The sequence below is a fragment of the Desulfosporosinus sp. genome (assembly GCF_014237355.1).
GTDB lineage: Bacteria > Bacillota > Desulfitobacteriia > Desulfitobacteriales > Desulfitobacteriaceae > Desulfosporosinus.
In genome coordinates, this window is the sequence record NZ_JABZFS010000056.1 from 40,368 (window position 1) to 60,197 (window position 19,830).

Sequence of the window (19,830 nt, forward strand, 5' to 3'; positions counted from 1 at the left end):
CCAAAACCACTCTGAGGGCGTAATATAGGTTTTGGCATAATTGATATGTGAAAAATACAATCTCCTTACAAAAAGAACGGATCCCACTCCCTTGAAGAAGCTGGAGCCTAACAAACTGATTAACTCATGCAGCGCCCGTCTTCTTATTGAGGAGACCGCTTAACTGCGAGCTCTGGCCAGAAGCTCTTTTCTTCATCACCAGACCATACAATACAGAGGCTATCACTCCAATAAGGCCAGCCACAACTAAGGGCAGGGTTGCCGCACTCCATGCTCCTCCACCCCTTTCCACTATCGCCCCGATAAAAACAGGTCCGATGAAACCGGATAAATTTTGTCCTAAAACGATGATACCCATGGTGATCCCCACCGTAGCTGGTGAAACCGCCGCTTCAGGAGATATCGTAAATATTACTGCGGGAACCATGGAGTAAATCAAGCCCATTATCAGCATAAAGGGCAATATCAAGTTCGGAGAGGTCACCTCGAACGTTAGACCCATGAAGATCGCCGTTAAAACCATACTGACAACCAACAGGAATGAACGGTTTTTCACCTTGTTCAAAATAAAGCCCATAAGGATGCCGCCAGTAATCATACCCAGGGTTATCACGCTAGTGTTCATATTGGCGTTTGCCACATCCATCCCTACTTCTTCAACCATGAACGTCGGCGCAAACGTCATCATGGCCCCAACCCCAAAACCAAACATCATAAAAATTAGACTGAGCAGCCAGGAAGCAGGAGATTTGAAGCCTTCATAGGGCAAAGCGGGCTTCAACGCTGCCGTTTCCTGCTTTAAAACTCCAGGTTCAGCCTCGGCAACCTCAGGAACCTGAACACCCCCTGCAAATAGCACCATCATTATGGCGGCCAAGATGGCTACGAACCACCAAACGCCACGCCAGCTAAAGAGCGGCATAATAACATTGGTAGCAGAAAAGATGAGCAACATTCCAGTACCCACCCAGACAGACCAGATCGCCATGGGTAAACCACGTTTTTCAGCGGGAAAGCAAAGGGCAATAATGGCTGGGGCGACGACACCGATCAAACCAAAGCCTATTCCCTCGATCAATCGCCCAACCATCAACATCATGAAATTCGCGGCCAACGCCCCGACAATATTACCGATCAAGGCACAGAACAAAGCAAAAAGTCCTAGCTTTTTCGGTCCTATTTTCGACATAATTCCGCCAGCCGGTAATGCCAGTACGATTCCAGCCAGAGCTGACGAGGACATTAGCCAGCCCCCCATGATTATACTTACCTTCATTTCTCCCAAAACTGCGACCATCGTCGGAGGAACTTTAAAATTCCCAGCTGCAAACAATACTCCAGCTAGAAATACAATTATTGTCACCAACCATGCCTTGTATTTCACTATATTCCTCCTACTTCCTTGGAAAAGTGTATTAGGTAAATCCTTTAACACTTTATCTACCTTTGAGACACCCACTTCTTGCAAGTGGGTGTTGGATGCTTTGAACGATCATTTTAAAAGATCCTTCTAATAGAAGAAGCCCATAAAGAGGTAATTAACCGCAACAGCGATAGTTGTGACCACAAGCACTGTAATTCCACCATATTGATAAATATCCTTCGCACGAATCCATTGAGTATTTGGGAATAAGAGAACCGATGCTGCAGAGGCGGCTGGGGTTAAAATCGCAATGGTACTAACCACCATAATTAAATAGGAAATTTGTTCTGGATGGATGCCAATATTCGCAGACATACTGATTGCTACTGGTAAGAAGATAGCAACGATCACCATATTAATCATGAAGTTGGTCAGGACAAGTGTGATTACCGTGATTGCGATAACAAACATGACTGGGGATAAGCTAGTGAGGAGGGGAGCCATGTTTTGTTGAAGGAAGGCATTAATCCCAGTGGAAGGGCTCATTAAGCAGCCACCGATGGCTAAGATAACCAAAACCATAACCACCATATTCCAAGGTATCCCATTACGAGCGAAGGCGACAAAGTCGAAGATGTTCTTACCATCGACTTTGATTAACGAAAGAACGGCAAAGAGGAATACCATAACCCCAACAATACCCATGTTATTGAGTAGATACCAAAGTGGCGTGCCTTTTGGTAACAGGCTAGGTAAAAGCAAGAGGACAATAAAACTTCCTAAAGCAACTAAAGCAATTGTTTTCACTTTAGTTAATTGGAGACCCTTAGGGTCAATCATGTCACCCGTTAGTTCTTTGAGGGGTGTGATATCTAATTTAAAGACATACTTACAAAGTACAAGATAAGCAATTATGGAAAGGATACCTACCGGGACGGTGTATATAATATAACGAACCATGTTACCTGGTTCACCCATCAAGTTAGCATAAACCCCTAAGTTTACAATAGCATTATTCCCCCAAGGCATTGCCGAAAGGCTTAAAGCCCCCATCATGGCAACCCCGAAGATCATAAGGGTTGGAAATTTGTCAAAAGGTTTTTGCTTGATGGTTTTAGTAATGGTGTAAACAATTTCCCAAACTAAGAAAATACCGATAAAGGTGTTAACTAAGCTGCAAACGACATAAGCGGTCACTAAGATCATAAAAATCAAACGCCAAGGGTGCCCCTGTATAAACTGACGGCTCATGAGCCAAGAAGCTAAGAATTGGCTAACCCCTGCTTCCTCTAAGAACTTAATTAGAGCAAATGTAAGTATCATGAAATAAAAGGCGTCGCTGCCCCAGCCCATGGCGATGAATTGCTTCATATTGACAACACCCGACAGCGGGAACATTAAACAAGCTAATAAACTAGGCCAAACATGCTTGGTTACCGTCCAGCCATAAATCGTTGCTAGAAAGACCAAAAAAACTTTCATTCCGATCGGTGTAATAGGTGCTGGAGCTGGCAAAATCCAGCCTAAGCCTGCAATCACAAAAAATCCAATGACTTTTAATAATTCTTTATCCATGCCTGGTTTTGCATCGATACTCTTCAGTTGATTATTTGTCGGTAGTGCGTTGCTTGGTTGCTCTTCTAGTTTAACTGCCATTGTCAAAAGCCTCCTCCTATCATTTTTCTGTAAAGGATCTAAGTCCCCTTCACCAACCCTTGGTTTAATGATGGGCTTACGGATTAGATGCCCTCCAATCAGTGATTGTGCACAATTTCGCATAATTGGGTATAATTCAATCCGTATAAAACGATTATCTTTTTCTATTGTAGATTAGAATAATTGACCTGCATAATATAGGTTTTCTCATAGGTATTATGTCAAAAAAAATATACTCACTGGGTTTTAACCCCCGTGAGTATATTTAAGAATCACTTGATCCGCGAAGACCTTCCGGTCCATCATAGTGTGTCGGTAATCAACTCTTTTACAATCGTCAGCAATTCCCTTTCAATAAACGACAACAACTCTTTGTTGGAATAAAGTATATAAACATTCGAGGGCTCACTTAACTCCTTAATGGGAATAACCTTGATCATACCACTTTTTACATACAAATCATTATAGGCTAAGATTTCGGGGAAAATTGAAAAGCCAAAGTCATTACTGATTAGTTTTTTTAAAAGTTCAACATCTTCAACAATGACAGGTTTATTCGAGGAACGTTCTAAGTCTTTAGAAAACTTGGAATAGTTTTCTTTATAGGAAATCATCCTCAAATTCCTTAGTTCGGACTTACTGATCCATTCCCTATCAGCTAAAGGATTCTTACTGCTTATAAAAAGAGACATTCTTAAACGCTCTCCCCCTGGAATAACCTCCCAGGCAATATCTCTTTCTTTGAGCTGTTGGATAAAATTGTATTCAAGATCCACTCTGCAGCTTACTATCCCTATGGAATATATGCCTTTGTCCATTAGATCTACAATTTCATAATAAGACGCCTCATGTGTATGAAGATTAACATTAGGATAAAGTTCCCGAAATTGTCTAAGAAGCCCTGGAACAATGACATTGGCGAAGGAAGCCGGCATTGCCATCTGGAGATTTCGAATCGAGACCTTAGTCCCCTCCATAATCCCAGTCATCTTATCACTTAAGTCTAGTATATTTTCAGCTAGTCTTAATATTTCTTTCCCTTGCTCCGTGGCAATAACTCCAGCATTGCTCCGATCGAATATTTTAAGGCCAAGTTCCTCTTCAAGATTATTGACGGATATACTTAACGATGGTTGGCTGATAAACAAATCACTGGCCGCTTTGGATATAGACTGTTGCTCATGAATTTGGACAATTTGTTTAAATTGTTCTATGCGCATTGTATGTTAGACTCCTATGCATAGTTTCCCGAATGGTCTCGATAATCATTTTAATCAACTGCTTAGCCAACGGCGACAAGGGTTCAACCCTAGAATATATAAGGTACATCGTTACTTTCATCCGATCAGTAATGTTTTCTATCCCTCGTATGTTAAGCAGTCCTTGTTCCAAATAAATATCATTTAATAAAAAAAACCGTGGGAAAATTGCAATTCCTTCATTAGCAGCGATAATCGATTTTAAAACCTCACGATTATAAACGAAAATGGATTGATTCTTCGGTTTAATCCCAAACATTCTTAAAAAGCCTTCAGTGAAGCCGTAATAATCGACAAAAGTCATCTCTTCAAGGTCTGCCAAGGTGACAACTTCTTTTTTAGCTAAAGGATGCTGATTTCCAACAATCAAACCAAAATAGTCCTTAATTACTTCTTGATAGGCAATATTGCTAGCATCAAGAAGCATCTTCCTAGTATCATCCTGTTCATCAGGCCAGCCCGTAACACCCACTAAGCAAGTCCTGTTTGCCACTTTCTCAATCACTTCTAGAGCTATATCTTCTGTAATCATTAGGTTGACGTTCGGATACATCTGATAAAAGCCTTCAATGATTTGGGACCCAAAAGCGTTAAAAACAGCTGGTCCAAGGGACAAACTCAAATTTCCCGTGAGATCTGCCTCTCTACTTCCAATCGTTTTCATTTCTTCGACATTATTGATAATTTCACGAGCCAGTCCCAAAACTTCTTTACCCTGAGCAGTCGGAATGAGACCCGCTTTATTACGCCGAAAAATCTTATAGCCCAATTGAGCTTCCAGATTCTTAACAGAGTGACTAAGCTGCGGCTGACTCATAAAAAACGTTTTGGCTGCTTCGGATATGGATTTTTTATTGTCAATTTCAATAATATGCTGGAGCTGTTCTATGCGCATTGCCCACCTCAATCATTGTTATAAAACTCCATTTTCTGTAATCATAATAGCATTTAAAACAGATGATTGAAAGTTGAAAGACTCCACCCCTCTAAATTTAGAAAGGCGGAGTCTTGCTATTTTACTCCAACAGCATGATCGATTTCATTCATCCAATCAGCGAAGGCTGCACAAGGAGTTGATTGAGCAATCTTCGTTTTCTTAAACAGGGCATTATAGATTATTTTAATCAGCGAAAAGGAATACATCTGTTGATAGGCGCAATCCAAAATAGCACTCATTGATGGATGATCCTCCTTGATCGCTGCTGGTTGATAATCCACGGAAATCTGTCCAGCGTCATTCGTTGTAACTCTGATCGAATCCTTGATACGTTGGATCTCCTCTTTTGAATACTCGTACATACTAACTCCTCCTTCATCCCTTATCTTCGCCGATGTCTTAGTGTCTCTATCATAATACCAAGGACTCCAGAAGTGAAATTGGAACTTAGTATGAGTTGTATTAGTTTTTTCTATTTGTGTTTCCCGTTGTGTGGGGGTCTGACCCCCTTTAGACCTAAACTTTTTTGCCCGTACCGTTACACGTCGGACAAATAATTTCCATAGGAATAGGCAGTGTTATTTGTATTTTCCCCTTCCCTTTGCATGTTTCACATTTCATACCATTTCCTCCTCGTTTATCGTTAAGGAGTATTATTGATGAATCCGTTACCATTAATTTTTTTCCTATGAAGGATTCGAATTGAAGATAACAGATGCTCAAGCTCCTCTTCATTTAGTTTAGGGAGTGTTTTCAGTTGACTATCAATGTATGTCTCTAAATCATCATCACAATCTGATCCGTTCTTTCCTTCTTCGTCAGTTTGTTTTAGATTTGAAAAGTACATCGCCATACTTCCGGTAATCGAACCAATCAAACCAATACCGACTATCATAAGAATACTTGCTATGAATCTTCCACCAGTAGTCACCGGATAAATATCACCATATCCAACCGTTGTTACAGTCACCACTGTCCACCATATCGAGTCAAAAAAACTGTTAATCGATGGATTCGTATCTTTCTCTAATACATAAATACTTATAGCGCCCCAAGTTACGATTAAAACTGTAAACGCAAACACAAAATTTAAGCCGCTTAAGTTTAAAATACCCCGAATGGTCTTAGATATTTTTACAATTCGCAGTAAACGGACAACACGCATTAAACGCGCGATTTGAAACCATGAATCAAAAGGAATAATGGCAATTAAATCAAAGATATTTTCCCTAACGAAAGCCCATTTTTGGGGTGCTCGATAAAGCCTTACCAAATATTCAATTGAAAGATAAAAGATAATACCCGTTTCTATCCATCTGATTTGCTGATGACTAAGTACATTACTCCCTGAGTAAGTAACCGAAATTACGGTTATATACAATAATATTAAGAAAAACATTGCCATCTCATAAATAGCACTTAATCTATTCATTGAATCCCCTCTTTGTTAAATGTTCGATACTTAATAAGTATTCGCCATGTCTTTGTATTTTCCTATGCATTTCACAAATCAATCTTTCCCATCGTTTATACTAAATAAGATTCTTTGCTGTGCTTAGATTCTTTACCTGCATCACGATTAGCGAAAGATTATTCTGTCATACCTGAGCGATAGTGAAGGATCTAGATCCTTGAGTCGTCCCTCCTTCAGGATGACACATCACTCGAGTTGCTTTCATAGCAATAACGTTAAACTCATGCTTTCTGATTACTTAAAAAAGCTTTCCATCCGAAGATGAAAAGCTCATTGCTTACTCTTTCTCTATCGATTATCCAATCTAATGTTCATCCTTTTCTCTGGTCCATGTGTATATCCCACAACCGTAAAATCCTTAGAAAGACGTTCAATCAAAGACGCATATTCTGGCGACCTTGCCCTTAGACAGGAAGACAGGTGTACAGATTCTATACCAGCTTGAATCATGCTTTTAATCTTTCGATCTAAATCCCCACCAACGTGAGTGAAGGTTAGCAATTCTATCTCATCCGTATATCTGGCAAAGGAATCTTTTCGTTGCAAAAGAGCATTAAGACAGCCCTTTCCGGTACAATTCATCGCAGTTTCTTCTCTTACTAGAATTCCGATTTTCATATGTCACACCTCTTGAGTTCATTATACCTCTATTTCTAAGGGATAGATGTGACATGCCGCACAGTCCAAAAAATAATGCAGTGAATTGTGTGGAAATTGTGGGGGTCAGACCCCCACACAATTTCCACACAATTTAGGTTTTGGGTCAGACCCCCACACAATTTCCACACAATTTAGGTTTTGGGTCAGACCCCCATGTTTCCCACGTTTTCTGCTGCTTCCATAATTGCCTCGGCTAAGGTTGGGTGGGCGTGGATTGTTTCTGCCAATTCTTTAGACGTGATTTGTCTGCTGACTGCTAAAGTTGCTTCCGAGATTAAATCTGAGGCATGAGGACCGATAATATGAATCCCTAACACAACATCACTCTCTTGATGGGCCATGATCTTGACTAGACCTTCACTTTCACCCATGGCCAGTGCTTTCCCGTTAGCCATAAAATTAAATTTTCCTATACTATTAGGTATTTCTCTAGCCTTTGCTTCTTGTTCCGTCAGGCCTACTGAGGCTACCTCTGGATTTGTAAAAACGCAGCTAGGAACGGCACTATAATCCATTTTGACATCCTTCCCCATAATGTTCCCCGCCGCGATGATCCCCTGGGCAGAGGCAACATGAGTCAACTGATATTTATTTACAACGTCTCCAATAGCATAAATACCCTCGACGATGGTCTAATTACCAAAAGCCGCTCAAGCATTGTTATTCCTAATATTAAATTGCTCAAAGATTTAATTAGCAGCTAAAGCGATTCCAGCCAAATTGGCTGGAATCGTCCTTTTTAAACCTAAAAGGAAAGGGAAAACCGCTGCCGATAATTGTCAGAATCGTTTCCCATTGTGTGGGGGTCAGACCCCCACACAATTCCCCACATTCTTCTTCATGAGCAGCACTTCGTTTCCCATGGCGTTATAGACTACTTTGTCACAGAATAGTCTCATCAAGAGAATACCGCGTCCACCTTCGGCTTCTGAAAGCTCGTCGAACTCCTCTTCAATCCTTCCTTTATCCGGTTGAATCTTCAGTACCTCAGTATTAAAACCTGGGCCATCGTCTTTTACCCTTATTATGAGCCTATCACCCATTCGCTTTAATTTGACGCATACTCGTCCACCTGCCTGTAAACCATTATTCAAAGCTTCGTTGATGGCAACCTCTAAGGTCGTCGCCTGGCTTGGAGCGACCTGTTCTAGAAACTCGCTAATCTTTACTTGTACTCCCTGGAGGTCTTGATTATTTTTTATTTCAAACAACTTCATATTCATGTTTTCCTCAAGAATTTCTATGCAAATAACGGAAAAATCGTCGTTTCTCTCTGGATATCTGGCTAGTTTTTCAAGCCAATTCTTATATTCCGTAAAACTATCTTGTTTACTTATTCCCAGCAATTCTATGAGATCAGATGCACCATCACTCATCAAACAAAATATGTCCCCAGGCCTGAGTGGTATTAGTTTTGTTTCAATTTCTGGATCATCTATAATCCCCAGATAACAACCAGATATGGGGGCTAAGGAACACTCCTGAGTATTCGCAGCCAAAAATAGGGTTATTCCCGCGCTGATAAGTTTAAGAACCCCTGCTTGTAAGTCAAATTCAAAATACAATAGGGCTAAAAAAGAATCTTCATATAAGTAATGTATGATTCTTTGATTGATAATCCGAAGGGTATCCTCTTCAACCGTTTCCCCAGTTAAAAGTACGTTATCCAACATCATTTTAAAGGTTGCAGTTTGTAAAGCAGTCGCAACACCATGTCCACTGACATCCATAATGTAGCCACATAATTTTTTATTATCTTCAAACCACTGATAGTTAAAAAAATCTCCACTAACTGTCCTATAGGGCTCAAAGATGGTTTCAACACGTACTTGAGCTCCAACAAAAGGGTGAGGTAGGGAATCCCGTTGAACCCGCTCAGCCAATAAAAGCTCCATTTGGGTTTGTCGTTCTCTCTCCCGGAGCTGCTCTTCCATTATCTTTCGATCAGTAATATCAACGATACTGGTAGCTTTAAGAGTACTCTCGATAGCCCCATCTCTTATTGGATAGCTTTGCAACCAGAGCCACCGTATTTCTCCATCCTGTCGTATAATTCTAAACTCCTCGTTCGTCGCTTGAAATATGTTATGAAAACTGTGAAAAATGGAAGCCTTCATCCTCCCACGGTCAGCTGGATGGATCAACTCCACAAGAGAATCTTGATTATCTAGAAGACTTTGACAAGACATTCCACTGATTCTTTCATAGGCTGGACTAACATAGATAATTTTCTCTCTGTCAGAAATAAGAAAAATCTCGTTGATGGTTTTGGCAATCTGCCTGAACTTCTCTTCGCTGGCTCGAAGTTTTGCATTTAACTGTTTACTTTCCGTAATATCCATCATAACAGCTAGGGTAGCTTGTTCCCCTTCAAAGGTTATATCAGTACCCTTTAAAAGAACATGACAAATTTCACCGGATTTTTGAATCAGTTCTATTTCATAAGGCAGACCATCTTTCCCCTTAGCCCTATTTTTGAGCGCTAAGTCAACTTTCCTCAATGAACTTTCAGTCATAAAATCCTTCATATGATGGCCGATACATTCTTCTTCCTTATAACCCAATACTTTATTGCCAGCATTATTCACAAATTGAATGATCCCTTTTCTATGAATAACCACAATTTGGGGAGCATTATTTACGATGGCAGCATAAGTATCTTTACTTTCCCTAAGCTCTGCCTCCATTTTGATCAAACTGGTGATATCTTCAAAGCATTCCACTTTTTCGCTGACTCGACCATGCTCATCTTTTACCACCGCTATACTCTTCAATACATACCTAATTTGGCCATCTTTTGTTAACATAGTACTCATTTGATTAATTAGCGGCGAGTCGTAAGCCTTGCGACACATCTCGCATCCCTCAATACCTACTCCATGTAACACCCATGAGCATTCTTTGCCTAGGACTTCAGCAGCAGTATATCCGGATATTTCTTCAGCTATTTTATTCCATCGAGTAATTCTCCTGTCTTTATCGACTGAAACGACAGCACTCGGAACAGTTCTAAAGAGCTGCTCGGCATATTCGGCCTGTTTCCTAAGTTGTTTTTCAAGCCTTTTTCTCTCCGTAATATCTCTGGCAATTCCTATTAACCCGGCAATGTTTCCCTGTTCATCCCAAAATGGGGTTTTTACTGTTTCAGTCTCAAGTACAGTACCATCTGTTAAAAAAATTTTTTCTTCATTCTTCAAGGTCTTACGGACCAAAAGAACCTCTCGGTCCCTTCGACGATAAAATTCCGCCAGTTCAAGATCCTTTATAAGGTCTAGGTCTGTCTTACCTTTAACCTCATCCGTATTTAAACCGAGAACCTTTTCCGACATAGCTTTGTTACATCCTAAAAACCTACTGTTTAGATCTTTAAAAAAAATAAAATCAGGAATGGTATCAAGCATTGTTTTGAGAAATCTCTTTTGGTTATTCAGCTCAATCTCGAGCTGCTTATGTACTGTAATATTATTGGCAACTCCTAAAGTTCCTGCAACCTCGCCATCATCCTCAAAGAACAGGGTTACAAAGGATTCTAACCACCTGCCACCCACTTTATCCGAGTGCAGAGGGCTCATTAATTTCTTTTTCGAAGTGATTAAGGCTTCCTCGCTTTTTTTATGTTGCAAGGCTATTTCATAAGGGAAAATATCAAAATCAGTTTTACCCATAATATCTGTATTCTTAATGTTGTAAAACTCTTCAAAAGCATGATTAACTACAATATATTTACCTTCTCGATCTTTCATCCAAGCGAGAAATGGTACACCATCAAGCACTAATTTTGTATTCTTTAATGTATTTGCAGCCTCTTCTTGCTTCCTACTCTCTGTAATGTCACTCGTCATTGTCTTAACAAGAACATCATTAACATTAAGGCCTACTATTTCTTCATGGGTATTCTCCAATTTCTCTAGGGCAGCTTTATTTGCCTTGATGATTCCCCCCTTAATATCTACAATATAAAGGCAATCCTCTATTTGATTAAACAATAACTCAAAAGAGTCTCTGTATTGATGATCAGCGACCTCGTGATGATGTTTTTTATTACTCAATTTGGTAACCTCCTGCCATCCCTCGTTGATGTACTTATATTCTTTAGTTGATAAATGCCTGTTTTAATAAAATTCGGCTCTAGGCCAACAGATCATTCAATCTCTTAACCTAGAGCCTTTACGACATTATTAGGGTATTCAAATAGCGTTTCTCCATAAAATATCGTCTACATCCTAGTGAAGAATAAGTTATTCAATTATAAATACTTTATCAAGCCTAGTGCGTTTAATCAGATCGAAAGGGAGTCCTTGAGCACCTACCAACACAAGTCTGCCGTTTTTTTCTTTAGTGCGTTTATTAATCGTCACTAACGTTCCCAGTCCTGAACTATCGATATAAGTAAGACCTGAGAGGTCAATCTTAATATCTATAATTCCTTGGTCAATGATCTCTAAGAGATCATCCCTTAGTAAGGAAGCATCGTGAACGTATATTTTGTCCATTAAAAACACACTTGCATGATTTCCACTGACCTTAATCGAATGTTTGATAACAATCTCTCTCCTTTACTCTTCAACTTTAAACTTAGTAATTAGATTGTGCAGGTTTTGTGCCATTGCACTGGTCTGCTGGGAACTTGCCGCTAAAGTTTCGATAGTTGCTGTGATTTCCTCAATTGCTGAGGAAACCTCTTGAGCATCTCGGCTTGTCCCTTCTATATCCTCTGCAACAACCTCGATGAGCTGAACAATTTTATCTGAGGAGGCAACCTCATCGTTGGTTACCCTGGCAATCCCATCTATATCACTGACGGTTTCCGCAACAGCAGCTAAAATGTTTTCAAGGGATTTCCCTGCCTTACCGACCTCTTCCACCCCGACTTCAACTTCAGTTAGACTGTGTTTCATTGCTACAACCGCACTATCTGTATTTTCCGTAATCTTAGAAATAAGCTCCGAAATATTACTGGCCTCAGTATTCGATTGTTCAGCGAGCTTTCGAACTTCCTCCGCTACAACCGCAAAGCCTCTGCCCGATTCACCAGCCCGGGCGGCCTCAATAGCTGCATTAAGAGCCAATAGATTGGTTTGTTCGGCAATACCAGTAATGGTTTCATTAATCATCCCAATTTTTTGAGAGTATTCATTCAGAAGAAGAATAACCTTTTCTGCTTCTCTTGTCTTATTATGAATAGTATTCATGCTTTGCATAGCAATATTTACAGTAGCCATTCCCTCCTTAGCAGCATTTATTGAAGTATCTGATTTAACACTGGCGGAGGTAGCCTTATCCTTTGCAATTTGAATAAGCGCCGAAAGTTCGACCAGAACTTGTGACGTTTCCGTGCTTGAATTGGAGGCCTCCTCCATGGACTTTGCAACCATCTGGGTTCTATCAGAGATGGTCGTTGTGGTCGCCGATACTTCAGTCGAAGAAGCCGACATTTCCTCAGAGGCTGCAGCCAGTTCAATCGAACTGTTTCGCACAGACTTGACAATTTCCAGTTGGGAGGAAATCATAGTATTAAAGGACTCGCTCAACTGCCCGATCTCATCCTTAGTTTTGACCTCTGCTTTTACCATTAAATTTCCTTCACTCGCCTGAGCCATTAACCTCTGCAACACCTTAATCGGGTTCGTAATTCTCCGGGCAGCAATCAACCCAATTAAGATTCCCAAAATAGTTACTAGAATGGAAGAGGATATGGCAACTAGTTTTGCTTGTTTTGTTACATTATAAGTATCATCCATAGCAACATTAATCACATTCTTACGATAAGTTTTTGCTTCTTCAAGCTTGGCATTCATTTGGTTTCCTAGAGGTGCCAATACTTTAACCGCATACTCCATTGCTCCTTCAATGTTGCCTGCCTGCACCATAGGAATAAGTTTCTCCTCAGCACCTTTGGAGTATTGATCATTAAGTTCTTTGATTTCCACGGACAAAACACGTGCTTCCTCCGTACGAGCCTCCTTAATAAGCTCGTCTTCAAGCTTGGCATTCAAGCCTGCTAGCCGCCTATATTCTGCGAGATACTGTTCTTGACCATAGAGTAAATATGCCCTCAGATTAGAGGATTGGCCCAGGGCATAATATGCAATATCATTATTCTTTTCTAGACGTAATACCTCATACTCTTTGAGATTCTCGACAGACACTTGAGCTTTATTACTACCATAAATGGTATATGTAAATCCCCCGATCGCTGCCAAAACGACTAACATAAAATAAAATAACATTTTCTTGGCTAAAGTCATATTCATTCATTCCTTGATTCTAATAGGTAGAATCAAGATCCCTCCCTTATAGCTGATTTAGTCACAAAGATGATATTACAGAAATTCTGTATATATTCGTAAATTCCTGCCAAATTTCTGTAACACTGGACAAAAATAATCATTTTTATCCATAAATACTAACTGTTTATATTTTTCAGAAAAATTAGTCGAATTTCCATAACCAGAAACAAGGGTAAACAATTAGGGAGGGATCTAGTTCCATTTGAGGAACCAAGAACCCTCCCTACCTTTATGCCCTTCGATTAGTATCCTTCTTATGCGCTTTCAACAAAGATATTCTCTTCATTGACATTACGCTGGTTGAGAACTTTCATAGCCGGCCCAATCATAGGCTTGGGTCCGCAAATATAGACTTTGTAATCATCCAGGTCCATTTCCTGTATCACATTAGTCACAAAACCCTTTTTCCCTTCCCAGGTGTCATCCGCAGCAACCACCTTGATAAATTCAAACGTCTTATGCTCATATTCCATCTTCTTAAAGTCTTCATCGAAAATAAATTCCTGTTGCTTGTTAACACCATAGATAAGTTTGATTTCCTCAATCTTATTGGGCGAGTTCAGCAATTCAGTAACAATAGATCTAAAAGGAGTGATCCCAATACCTCCTGCCACCAGAAGTACCTTTTTCACCGATTTGTCGACCACCAACTCCTTACCCATCGGACCATCCAATTCTACTTTGTCTCCAACTTTGAAACCAGCTATAAGCCCTGTGCCGTATCCATCTGTCATAGTCTTGACTGTTACACTCAGACTTCTGCCATCCTTATTATAGGAAGATATTGAATAGGCACGACTCATCCTAGGATTATCTTGAACTTTAACTAGAATAAACTGTCCCGCTTTGTAGTCAACCCTTGGTGGGGTTTTAAAATCAAAGGTGTATTCCGTAACATCCTCTTTTAGTTTCGTAATCTTGGTGAGAACCGCACTAATTTTTACTCTCTTGTCATATCCGTCGATATCCGTAATTTGAATAAGCTGAGCAGCCTTTTCCTCAGTGTTCAGGGACAGAATTTTTGCTGGGCAGTTTACTACACAGGTAGAACATTTGATACACTTCTCATTGTCAAATTGATTTTTACCCGAAAACTCTTGATACGGAGCTAACTGCATGGGGCAAACCCTTGAGCATTTACCGCAGTTATGACACTTTTCTTTTGCAGCAATCGTGATCTTTTGATCCGTTACCTTGGCCACTCCCAGAAGTTTACCAAGCTTATAGGACAACATCTGAAGGGTGCCCATTGGACAAAACTGACACCAAGTTCTCGGTGCAATGAAGATACTCAAAAAGCCCCCGACAATCAACACCATAAGATACGTCGTTACAAAAACAAAGCCCAACTTATCGAGAAAACTCTCCGTTCCAAGGGTTGGTAATGTCTTTAGTAATTTGTTGGTCATACTGTATCCGAACCATGCAAGCACAAGGCCGAGCACACCCTTAGATTTAAAGAACGATGGGATTTTCTTATTCAAACTTAAGGGAAGGGCCAAATAATCATATAAACTGCCATGGGGACAGAAATTTCCACACCACTGTCTCCCCCTAAAAAATGCCAAACCAGTCAGGGACAAAATTATTGGGATAACCAGCAAGCCCAGCTTAGGATACCATAACCCCCCTATTGCTACCAGAAGGGTTATCAGCCATGCTCTCTTTCTAATCAAAGTAAATGTCCTATTGGTTTTAATGTTAAATGCTGCTGCCAAAGCGAGACCCTCCTATTCAGTAATTCTTAACAGTACCCCCCACCCGTATAGGGGCGACTGAATAAGAATAACTGAATCAACGGAAATTGTCAATAGTCTCACCCAGGGCAAATTGTCAGAATCGTTTCCCATTGTGTGGGGGTCAGACCCCCAAACAATTCCCCAAACAATTCGAATTCGTGACCCCAAAGTGGGTCAGACTCCCAACTTCCTTCCTCTTGCCAAAGAGGCAAAAATCCCTATGCAACAGAGAACCGAAAAAACAATAAAACTGGTTCTGGAACTTTGCAGGAAACTTGTAACATAGTCTGGTGAATCAAGGGTTAGATTTTTCATGCCTAAAGAAGTAATGAGAGCTACAATCGTCATACTCAGCGTCTGCCCGAGCAGTCTCATGGTTCCAAGGGTAGAAGACGCAACTCCGTAGAGGGTTCGATCGACGGAACTCATTACAGCATTTGAATTGGGCGAGGAAAAAAAGGCAAAGCCTAGTCCGATAAACGCCAGATTAATTATCACAAGTAAAATAGATGTCTTTTCATCCAGAAAGATAAAAAAGAAGAGTCCCAAAGTGGTAATAGCCATCCCTAAGGAAGCGAGTATTTGGGAATTGATTCGATCCGATAATCGCCCGGCTAAAGGGGAAAGTGCGGCCATAAGTATGGGCTGGGACAATAGAATCAAGCCTGATTGAGAGATTCCGATAGTTTGCACATTTTGTAGATATAAAGACATCAGGAAGGTTAAGGCAAAGGTAGCACTGTAGTTAATAAGGGCAGCTAAATTTGAAAAAGTAAACGAACGATTACTCATAAACATACGTACAGGCAATAAGGGATTAGAGATTTTAGTTTCATAGACAACAAAAGCGATCAAAAGGGTCAGCCCGAGAATAAAGGTAACCATATACTGAAAACCTGCTGTAATATCAGTTAACCCATAGAGAAAGAGCACTATGCCAAAGATCCAAAGAATCCCACCCCACGTATCAAATTTGTCCACTGCCCCCAACCATTCACCAGAGAGCTTAGCCAATGTTAAACTAAGGACAACTAAGGAAAGTATAAAGGTAAAATAAAAGATTCCTCGCCAACCTATCGTACTGCATATCAAGCCTCCTAAGACCGGCCCTAGTGAAAGGCCAATATAGGTCGTTGCAGCGCTTAGTCCCATGGCTTTTCCACGTTCTTTTGGCGGGACAACCGACGTTAGTATCGCCATAGAAGTTCCAAAAATCATGGCACTGGCGATTCCTTGCAAGACTCTGAAAATTATTAACATAGGGAACGAAAAAGCGAACCCGCAGCCTACAGCCGTTAAGGCAAAAAGGAACATTCCAATGATAAAAACTTTTTTCCGGCCCATAATATCCGCTAAACGTCCAAAGGGAAGCAAAAAAGCAGCCGTCGCCAAAAGATAACTGGTAACGACCCAGTTCAGCAACGATTGACCAACGCCGAATTCCAGCGCCATCTGCGGAATACCCAGATTGATGGCATTGCCCATAAATGGGGTCATAAAGGATGTTATCATGACAATAACCATAGTGAGCTTTACGATAGATCGATTCTGTTCCATATTAATTCCCCCTAAAACACTCTTTCTCATCTCTGAATCAAGCTACCTAGCTTGATTTGTCCATAGTACAACTATAATCCTAATTGACCGTAAAATATGGCGAAAAAGTGCATGGTTCAGAAGGTAATATTTAAAAACATCCTCAATCCTTAGTATTGTATGAAAGGCCTACCCATCCTGAGTCAGCGTAGCTTCTCCGATGTGAAATCAAGCACAACAGTCCTGGACATATATGATGTTGCTGTAGCCCTTTATAGTCTTCAAGACTATCCATTGATTGGAGTGCTGTTCCGCGGGCGCATCCTGAAGAACGAATGATTCCTTTTGAACTATAATTGTTCCTCCACATTTCTTCCGCCATACATCACACGAAGAACATGTACTGTACTATCGGACTCTCTGGTAATGTAAAAAACAAGAAATTTACCAACTGGGAAGAATCTCAATCCTCTCGAAAACCAAGGTTCTTTCTTGTACTGCGGATGCCTGTCTGACATGGTGTCCAACTTTAATAGTTCCTGTTCAGTTTTATCACATAGATTTAGTGCTGTTTGCGGCTCTAATAATTCAGTAGCAATATACCTAAAAATCTGCTGCAGATCTTTTTCCGCAGCAGGCGTGATAATTATCTCGTATTGTCTCATGTATGCAGTCCTTTTCGAATCTCAGAAAACACTTCTTTAGCAGAACGACCTTTACCTGCCAAATAATCTGCATACCCGTTCTCTAACTCTGCATTAAATTCCGTCTCAGTCATGGTATCGATAGATTTAATGTTAGCTGGTGCTAATGTTAATTCAAAAGGTATCCCCTGATTTATTACCACTTGCTTTAAGAAAAGCCCTATAGCATTTGACATTGAAATTCCCAGACCATCAAACACTTTTTCAGCCTGTTCTTTTACATCCGGTTCAATACGCACATAAAGATTGGATGATTTCACCATAAAAATCCACTTCCTTTCTTCTGATACTATCATATGTTATTGTGCGCACAGAAGCAATATAACACTCATCTTTTACCTATTCATTCTGATCTTGGTGGTCTGAATCCTTGCCCTTGCCCGACTTGAACAAAATAAATTCCCTATCCTGGCTGTGTATGTACATATCCTCTGTCTGAAGCTGTACTTGCTGAATTTCCACAATGATATATGACATTTTGTTGAACAGTAATACTATACATCTCTTTATAATCGGCCACTGTTCATCACCCCACATAATAGTTTAGAAACAATTAGTCCTCGTAATTGTTGGTGTATATTCACCTCAACGCTATTCTATCGTATTCGATAATTGCATATTGCATTTTATACGAAAAACGCATAAAACTTTATGCAAGATTTCAATCTCTTACTGTGTTACCTGTATCGACTGTCTTTTGGGACAGACCAATAATAAAAAGCCCTATAGCTAAAGAAATCTATTAGATGAAGTAAACCATATAATTTATACACCACCACTACGCCTTGCAAATTGTCAGAATTGTTCCCCGTTGTATGGGGGTCTGACCCTCTGCGAGCTCTCCCCTGAGCTACTATTCACTTTTTTTATGCCAGAGAGCTGAAGCTAGTTGTAAATTTATCCAAGGATGGTACAATACATTTGGTAGAAAATTATAGAAATAAAGAGGGGGAGTATTGTGAAAAGATTATCGGCAATAATGATGGTTCTTGTTCTGTTAAGCATGACAATCCTGACAGGCTGTGGTAGTACAGCCACTGATGGGGGCGCAGCCAGCAAAGGCTTCGAAATCGCTCTCATAACTGACAAAGGCAACATCGATGACAAGTCTTTTAACCAAGGCTCTTGGGAGGGCGTCGTGGAATTTGCCGAGGCAAACAAGGTTACCCACAAATATTACAAGCCCGAGGAAGCATCTGACGCAGGCTATCTTGCAGCCATCGATTTGGCTGTCACAGGTGGCGCGAAGGTTATTGTAACACCAGGTTTTCTGTTTGAGGTTCCCATTTACGAGGCGCAATCAAAGTACCCTGAAGTAAAATTCATCCTCTTGGACGGAACTCCTCATACCGCAGATTACAAGACCTTCAAAACCAATGATAATGTAGCGAGCATTTTGTACTCTGAAGAAGAGCCTGGCTATCTGGCTGGTTATGCAGCAGTTATTGACGGCATGAGGAAGCTTGGCTTTATGGGAGGTATGGCTGTTCCTGCTGTTCAAGCTTTCGGCTATGGATATTTACAGGGAGCTGAGGCTGCTGCTGAAAAACTGGGCCTTCCTGCCGGTGCAATTTCTGTTACATACCACTACACAGGGGATTTTGCAGAAACTGATACCAACAAGGCCACAGCTAAAACCATGTACCAGGAAGGTACCGAGGTTATTTTTGCTTGCGGCGGTTCCGTAGGTAAGAGTGTTATGTCCGCTGCTGCAGAAGCAGGAAAAAAGGTTATCGGGGTTGACGTAGACCAACGATATGACAGCGAGACTGTTATCACATCTGCAACCAAGGGCCTTGGCGCTTCTGTTATCCAGGTTCTTGAGTCAATCTATAAAACTGACAGCTGGAGCACCTTCGCAGGGAAATCCACCTATTTCAATGCATCTAATGACGGTGTAGGTCTTCCAACAACGATCATCGGCCAACAAGATGGCAATGCCTTTGACCGATTCAAAACCTTCACCAAAAAAGATTATGACGCTATTTATGCTTCTCTAGCTAATAGCTCCATCGATCCTGTCCGTACCATAACCGTTGCTGATACTAACGGTTATGCAACCGCTCAAGAGCTTGTTTCCGGTCTGAAACTTTCCAAGGTTGCCGTTCAGGTTAGATAACAAATATTTATAGTAACTCTGCTGAGCATCTAGGCCTGGCCTAATATCAGTAGAAGCCCTTTAAAGACAAAGGGGAAAGGCAAACGTTCCTTT

At 40.7% G+C, this 19,830-nt stretch carries 19 protein-coding genes; 2 read left to right on the top strand and 17 right to left on the bottom strand.

What is annotated here, in order from left to right:
- Positions 1-124 precede the first annotated feature (124 nt).
- The 14 genes from HGJ98_RS12015 to HGJ98_RS12080 form a co-directional block, all read right to left on the bottom strand.
- Complete coding sequence (locus HGJ98_RS12015) at positions 125-1,384, bottom strand: CynX/NimT family MFS transporter (RefSeq protein WP_291351656.1); 1,260 nt, start codon at positions 1,382-1,384, stop codon at positions 125-127.
- A gap of 126 nt (positions 1,385-1,510) precedes the next feature.
- Positions 1,511-3,019, bottom strand: a complete 1,509-nt coding sequence (locus HGJ98_RS12020; RefSeq protein ID WP_291351657.1) for an SLC13 family permease — start codon at positions 3,017-3,019, stop codon at positions 1,511-1,513.
- Between the two features lie 302 nt (positions 3,020-3,321).
- Complete coding sequence (locus HGJ98_RS12025; RefSeq protein ID WP_291351658.1) at positions 3,322-4,239, bottom strand: LysR family transcriptional regulator; 918 nt, start codon at positions 4,237-4,239, stop codon at positions 3,322-3,324.
- Positions 4,220-5,173, bottom strand: a complete 954-nt coding sequence (locus HGJ98_RS12030) for a LysR family transcriptional regulator (protein WP_291351659.1) — start codon at positions 5,171-5,173, stop codon at positions 4,220-4,222. Before HGJ98_RS12030 ends, HGJ98_RS12025 begins: the two co-directional genes overlap by 20 nt.
- A gap of 116 nt (positions 5,174-5,289) precedes the next feature.
- Complete coding sequence (locus tag HGJ98_RS12035) at positions 5,290-5,577, bottom strand: hypothetical protein (RefSeq protein ID WP_291351660.1); 288 nt, start codon at positions 5,575-5,577, stop codon at positions 5,290-5,292.
- Between the two features lie 154 nt (positions 5,578-5,731).
- Positions 5,732-5,836: a YuiA family protein gene (locus HGJ98_RS12040; RefSeq protein WP_291351661.1), complete on the bottom strand. Its 105-nt coding sequence runs from the start codon at positions 5,834-5,836 to the stop codon at positions 5,732-5,734.
- A gap of 22 nt (positions 5,837-5,858) precedes the next feature.
- Positions 5,859-6,647, bottom strand: a complete 789-nt coding sequence (locus tag HGJ98_RS12045; RefSeq protein ID WP_291351662.1) for an ion transporter — start codon at positions 6,645-6,647, stop codon at positions 5,859-5,861.
- A 330-nt stretch (positions 6,648-6,977) separates the two neighbouring features.
- Positions 6,978-7,307, bottom strand: coding sequence for a CGGC domain-containing protein (locus HGJ98_RS12050; RefSeq protein ID WP_291351663.1), 330 nt, complete (start codon positions 7,305-7,307; stop codon positions 6,978-6,980).
- Between the two features lie 185 nt (positions 7,308-7,492).
- Positions 7,493-7,930, bottom strand: coding sequence for a hypothetical protein (locus tag HGJ98_RS12055; RefSeq protein WP_291351664.1), 438 nt, complete (start codon positions 7,928-7,930; stop codon positions 7,493-7,495).
- A 225-nt stretch (positions 7,931-8,155) separates the two neighbouring features.
- Positions 8,156-11,398, bottom strand: coding sequence for a PAS domain S-box protein (locus HGJ98_RS12060; RefSeq protein WP_291351665.1), 3,243 nt, complete (start codon positions 11,396-11,398; stop codon positions 8,156-8,158).
- A gap of 189 nt (positions 11,399-11,587) precedes the next feature.
- A complete protein-coding gene (locus HGJ98_RS12065) occupies positions 11,588-11,890 on the bottom strand; it encodes an STAS domain-containing protein (protein ID WP_291351683.1) in 303 nt (100 codons plus the stop codon).
- 15 nt (positions 11,891-11,905) lie between these two features.
- Positions 11,906-13,579 carry a methyl-accepting chemotaxis protein gene (locus HGJ98_RS12070; RefSeq protein ID WP_291351666.1) on the bottom strand — a complete coding sequence of 558 codons (1,674 nt, stop codon included), beginning with the start codon at positions 13,577-13,579 and terminating at the stop codon, positions 11,906-11,908.
- Between the two features lie 314 nt (positions 13,580-13,893).
- Positions 13,894-15,357 (bottom strand): FAD-binding oxidoreductase, encoded by a 1,464-nt coding sequence (locus tag HGJ98_RS12075; RefSeq protein ID WP_291351667.1) that lies wholly within the window; start codon positions 15,355-15,357, stop codon positions 13,894-13,896.
- Between the two features lie 195 nt (positions 15,358-15,552).
- Complete coding sequence (locus HGJ98_RS12080) at positions 15,553-16,935, bottom strand: MFS transporter (RefSeq protein ID WP_291351668.1); 1,383 nt, start codon at positions 16,933-16,935, stop codon at positions 15,553-15,555.
- A gap of 159 nt (positions 16,936-17,094) precedes the next feature.
- Between HGJ98_RS12080 and HGJ98_RS12085 the strand changes: the two genes are divergently transcribed.
- Positions 17,095-17,253, top strand: a complete 159-nt coding sequence (locus HGJ98_RS12085) for a DUF1659 domain-containing protein (protein ID WP_291351669.1) — start codon at positions 17,095-17,097, stop codon at positions 17,251-17,253.
- An 11-nt stretch (positions 17,254-17,264) separates the two neighbouring features.
- On the opposite strand, the gene HGJ98_RS12090 is transcribed toward HGJ98_RS12085, so the two are convergent.
- The 3 genes from HGJ98_RS12090 to HGJ98_RS12100 are packed head-to-tail and all read right to left on the bottom strand — an operon-like array spanning position 17,265 to position 18,095.
- Complete coding sequence (locus HGJ98_RS12090; protein WP_291351670.1) at positions 17,265-17,579, bottom strand: type II toxin-antitoxin system RelE/ParE family toxin; 315 nt, start codon at positions 17,577-17,579, stop codon at positions 17,265-17,267.
- On the bottom strand, positions 17,576-17,914 hold the full coding sequence (locus HGJ98_RS12095) for a type II toxin-antitoxin system RelB/DinJ family antitoxin (protein ID WP_367142726.1): 339 nt from the start codon (positions 17,912-17,914) through the stop codon (positions 17,576-17,578). Before HGJ98_RS12095 ends, HGJ98_RS12090 begins: the two co-directional genes overlap by 4 nt.
- 43 nt (positions 17,915-17,957) lie before the next feature.
- The gene (locus HGJ98_RS12100; RefSeq protein WP_291351671.1) at positions 17,958-18,095 is read right to left on the bottom strand and encodes a hypothetical protein; all 138 of its coding nucleotides are present in this window, start codon (positions 18,093-18,095) and stop codon (positions 17,958-17,960) included.
- A gap of 481 nt (positions 18,096-18,576) precedes the next feature.
- On the opposite strand from HGJ98_RS12100, the gene HGJ98_RS12105 reads away from it, so the two are divergent.
- Positions 18,577-19,737 carry a BMP family ABC transporter substrate-binding protein gene (locus HGJ98_RS12105; RefSeq protein ID WP_291351672.1) on the top strand — a complete coding sequence of 387 codons (1,161 nt, stop codon included), beginning with the start codon at positions 18,577-18,579 and terminating at the stop codon, positions 19,735-19,737.
- Positions 19,738-19,830 lie beyond the last annotated feature (93 nt).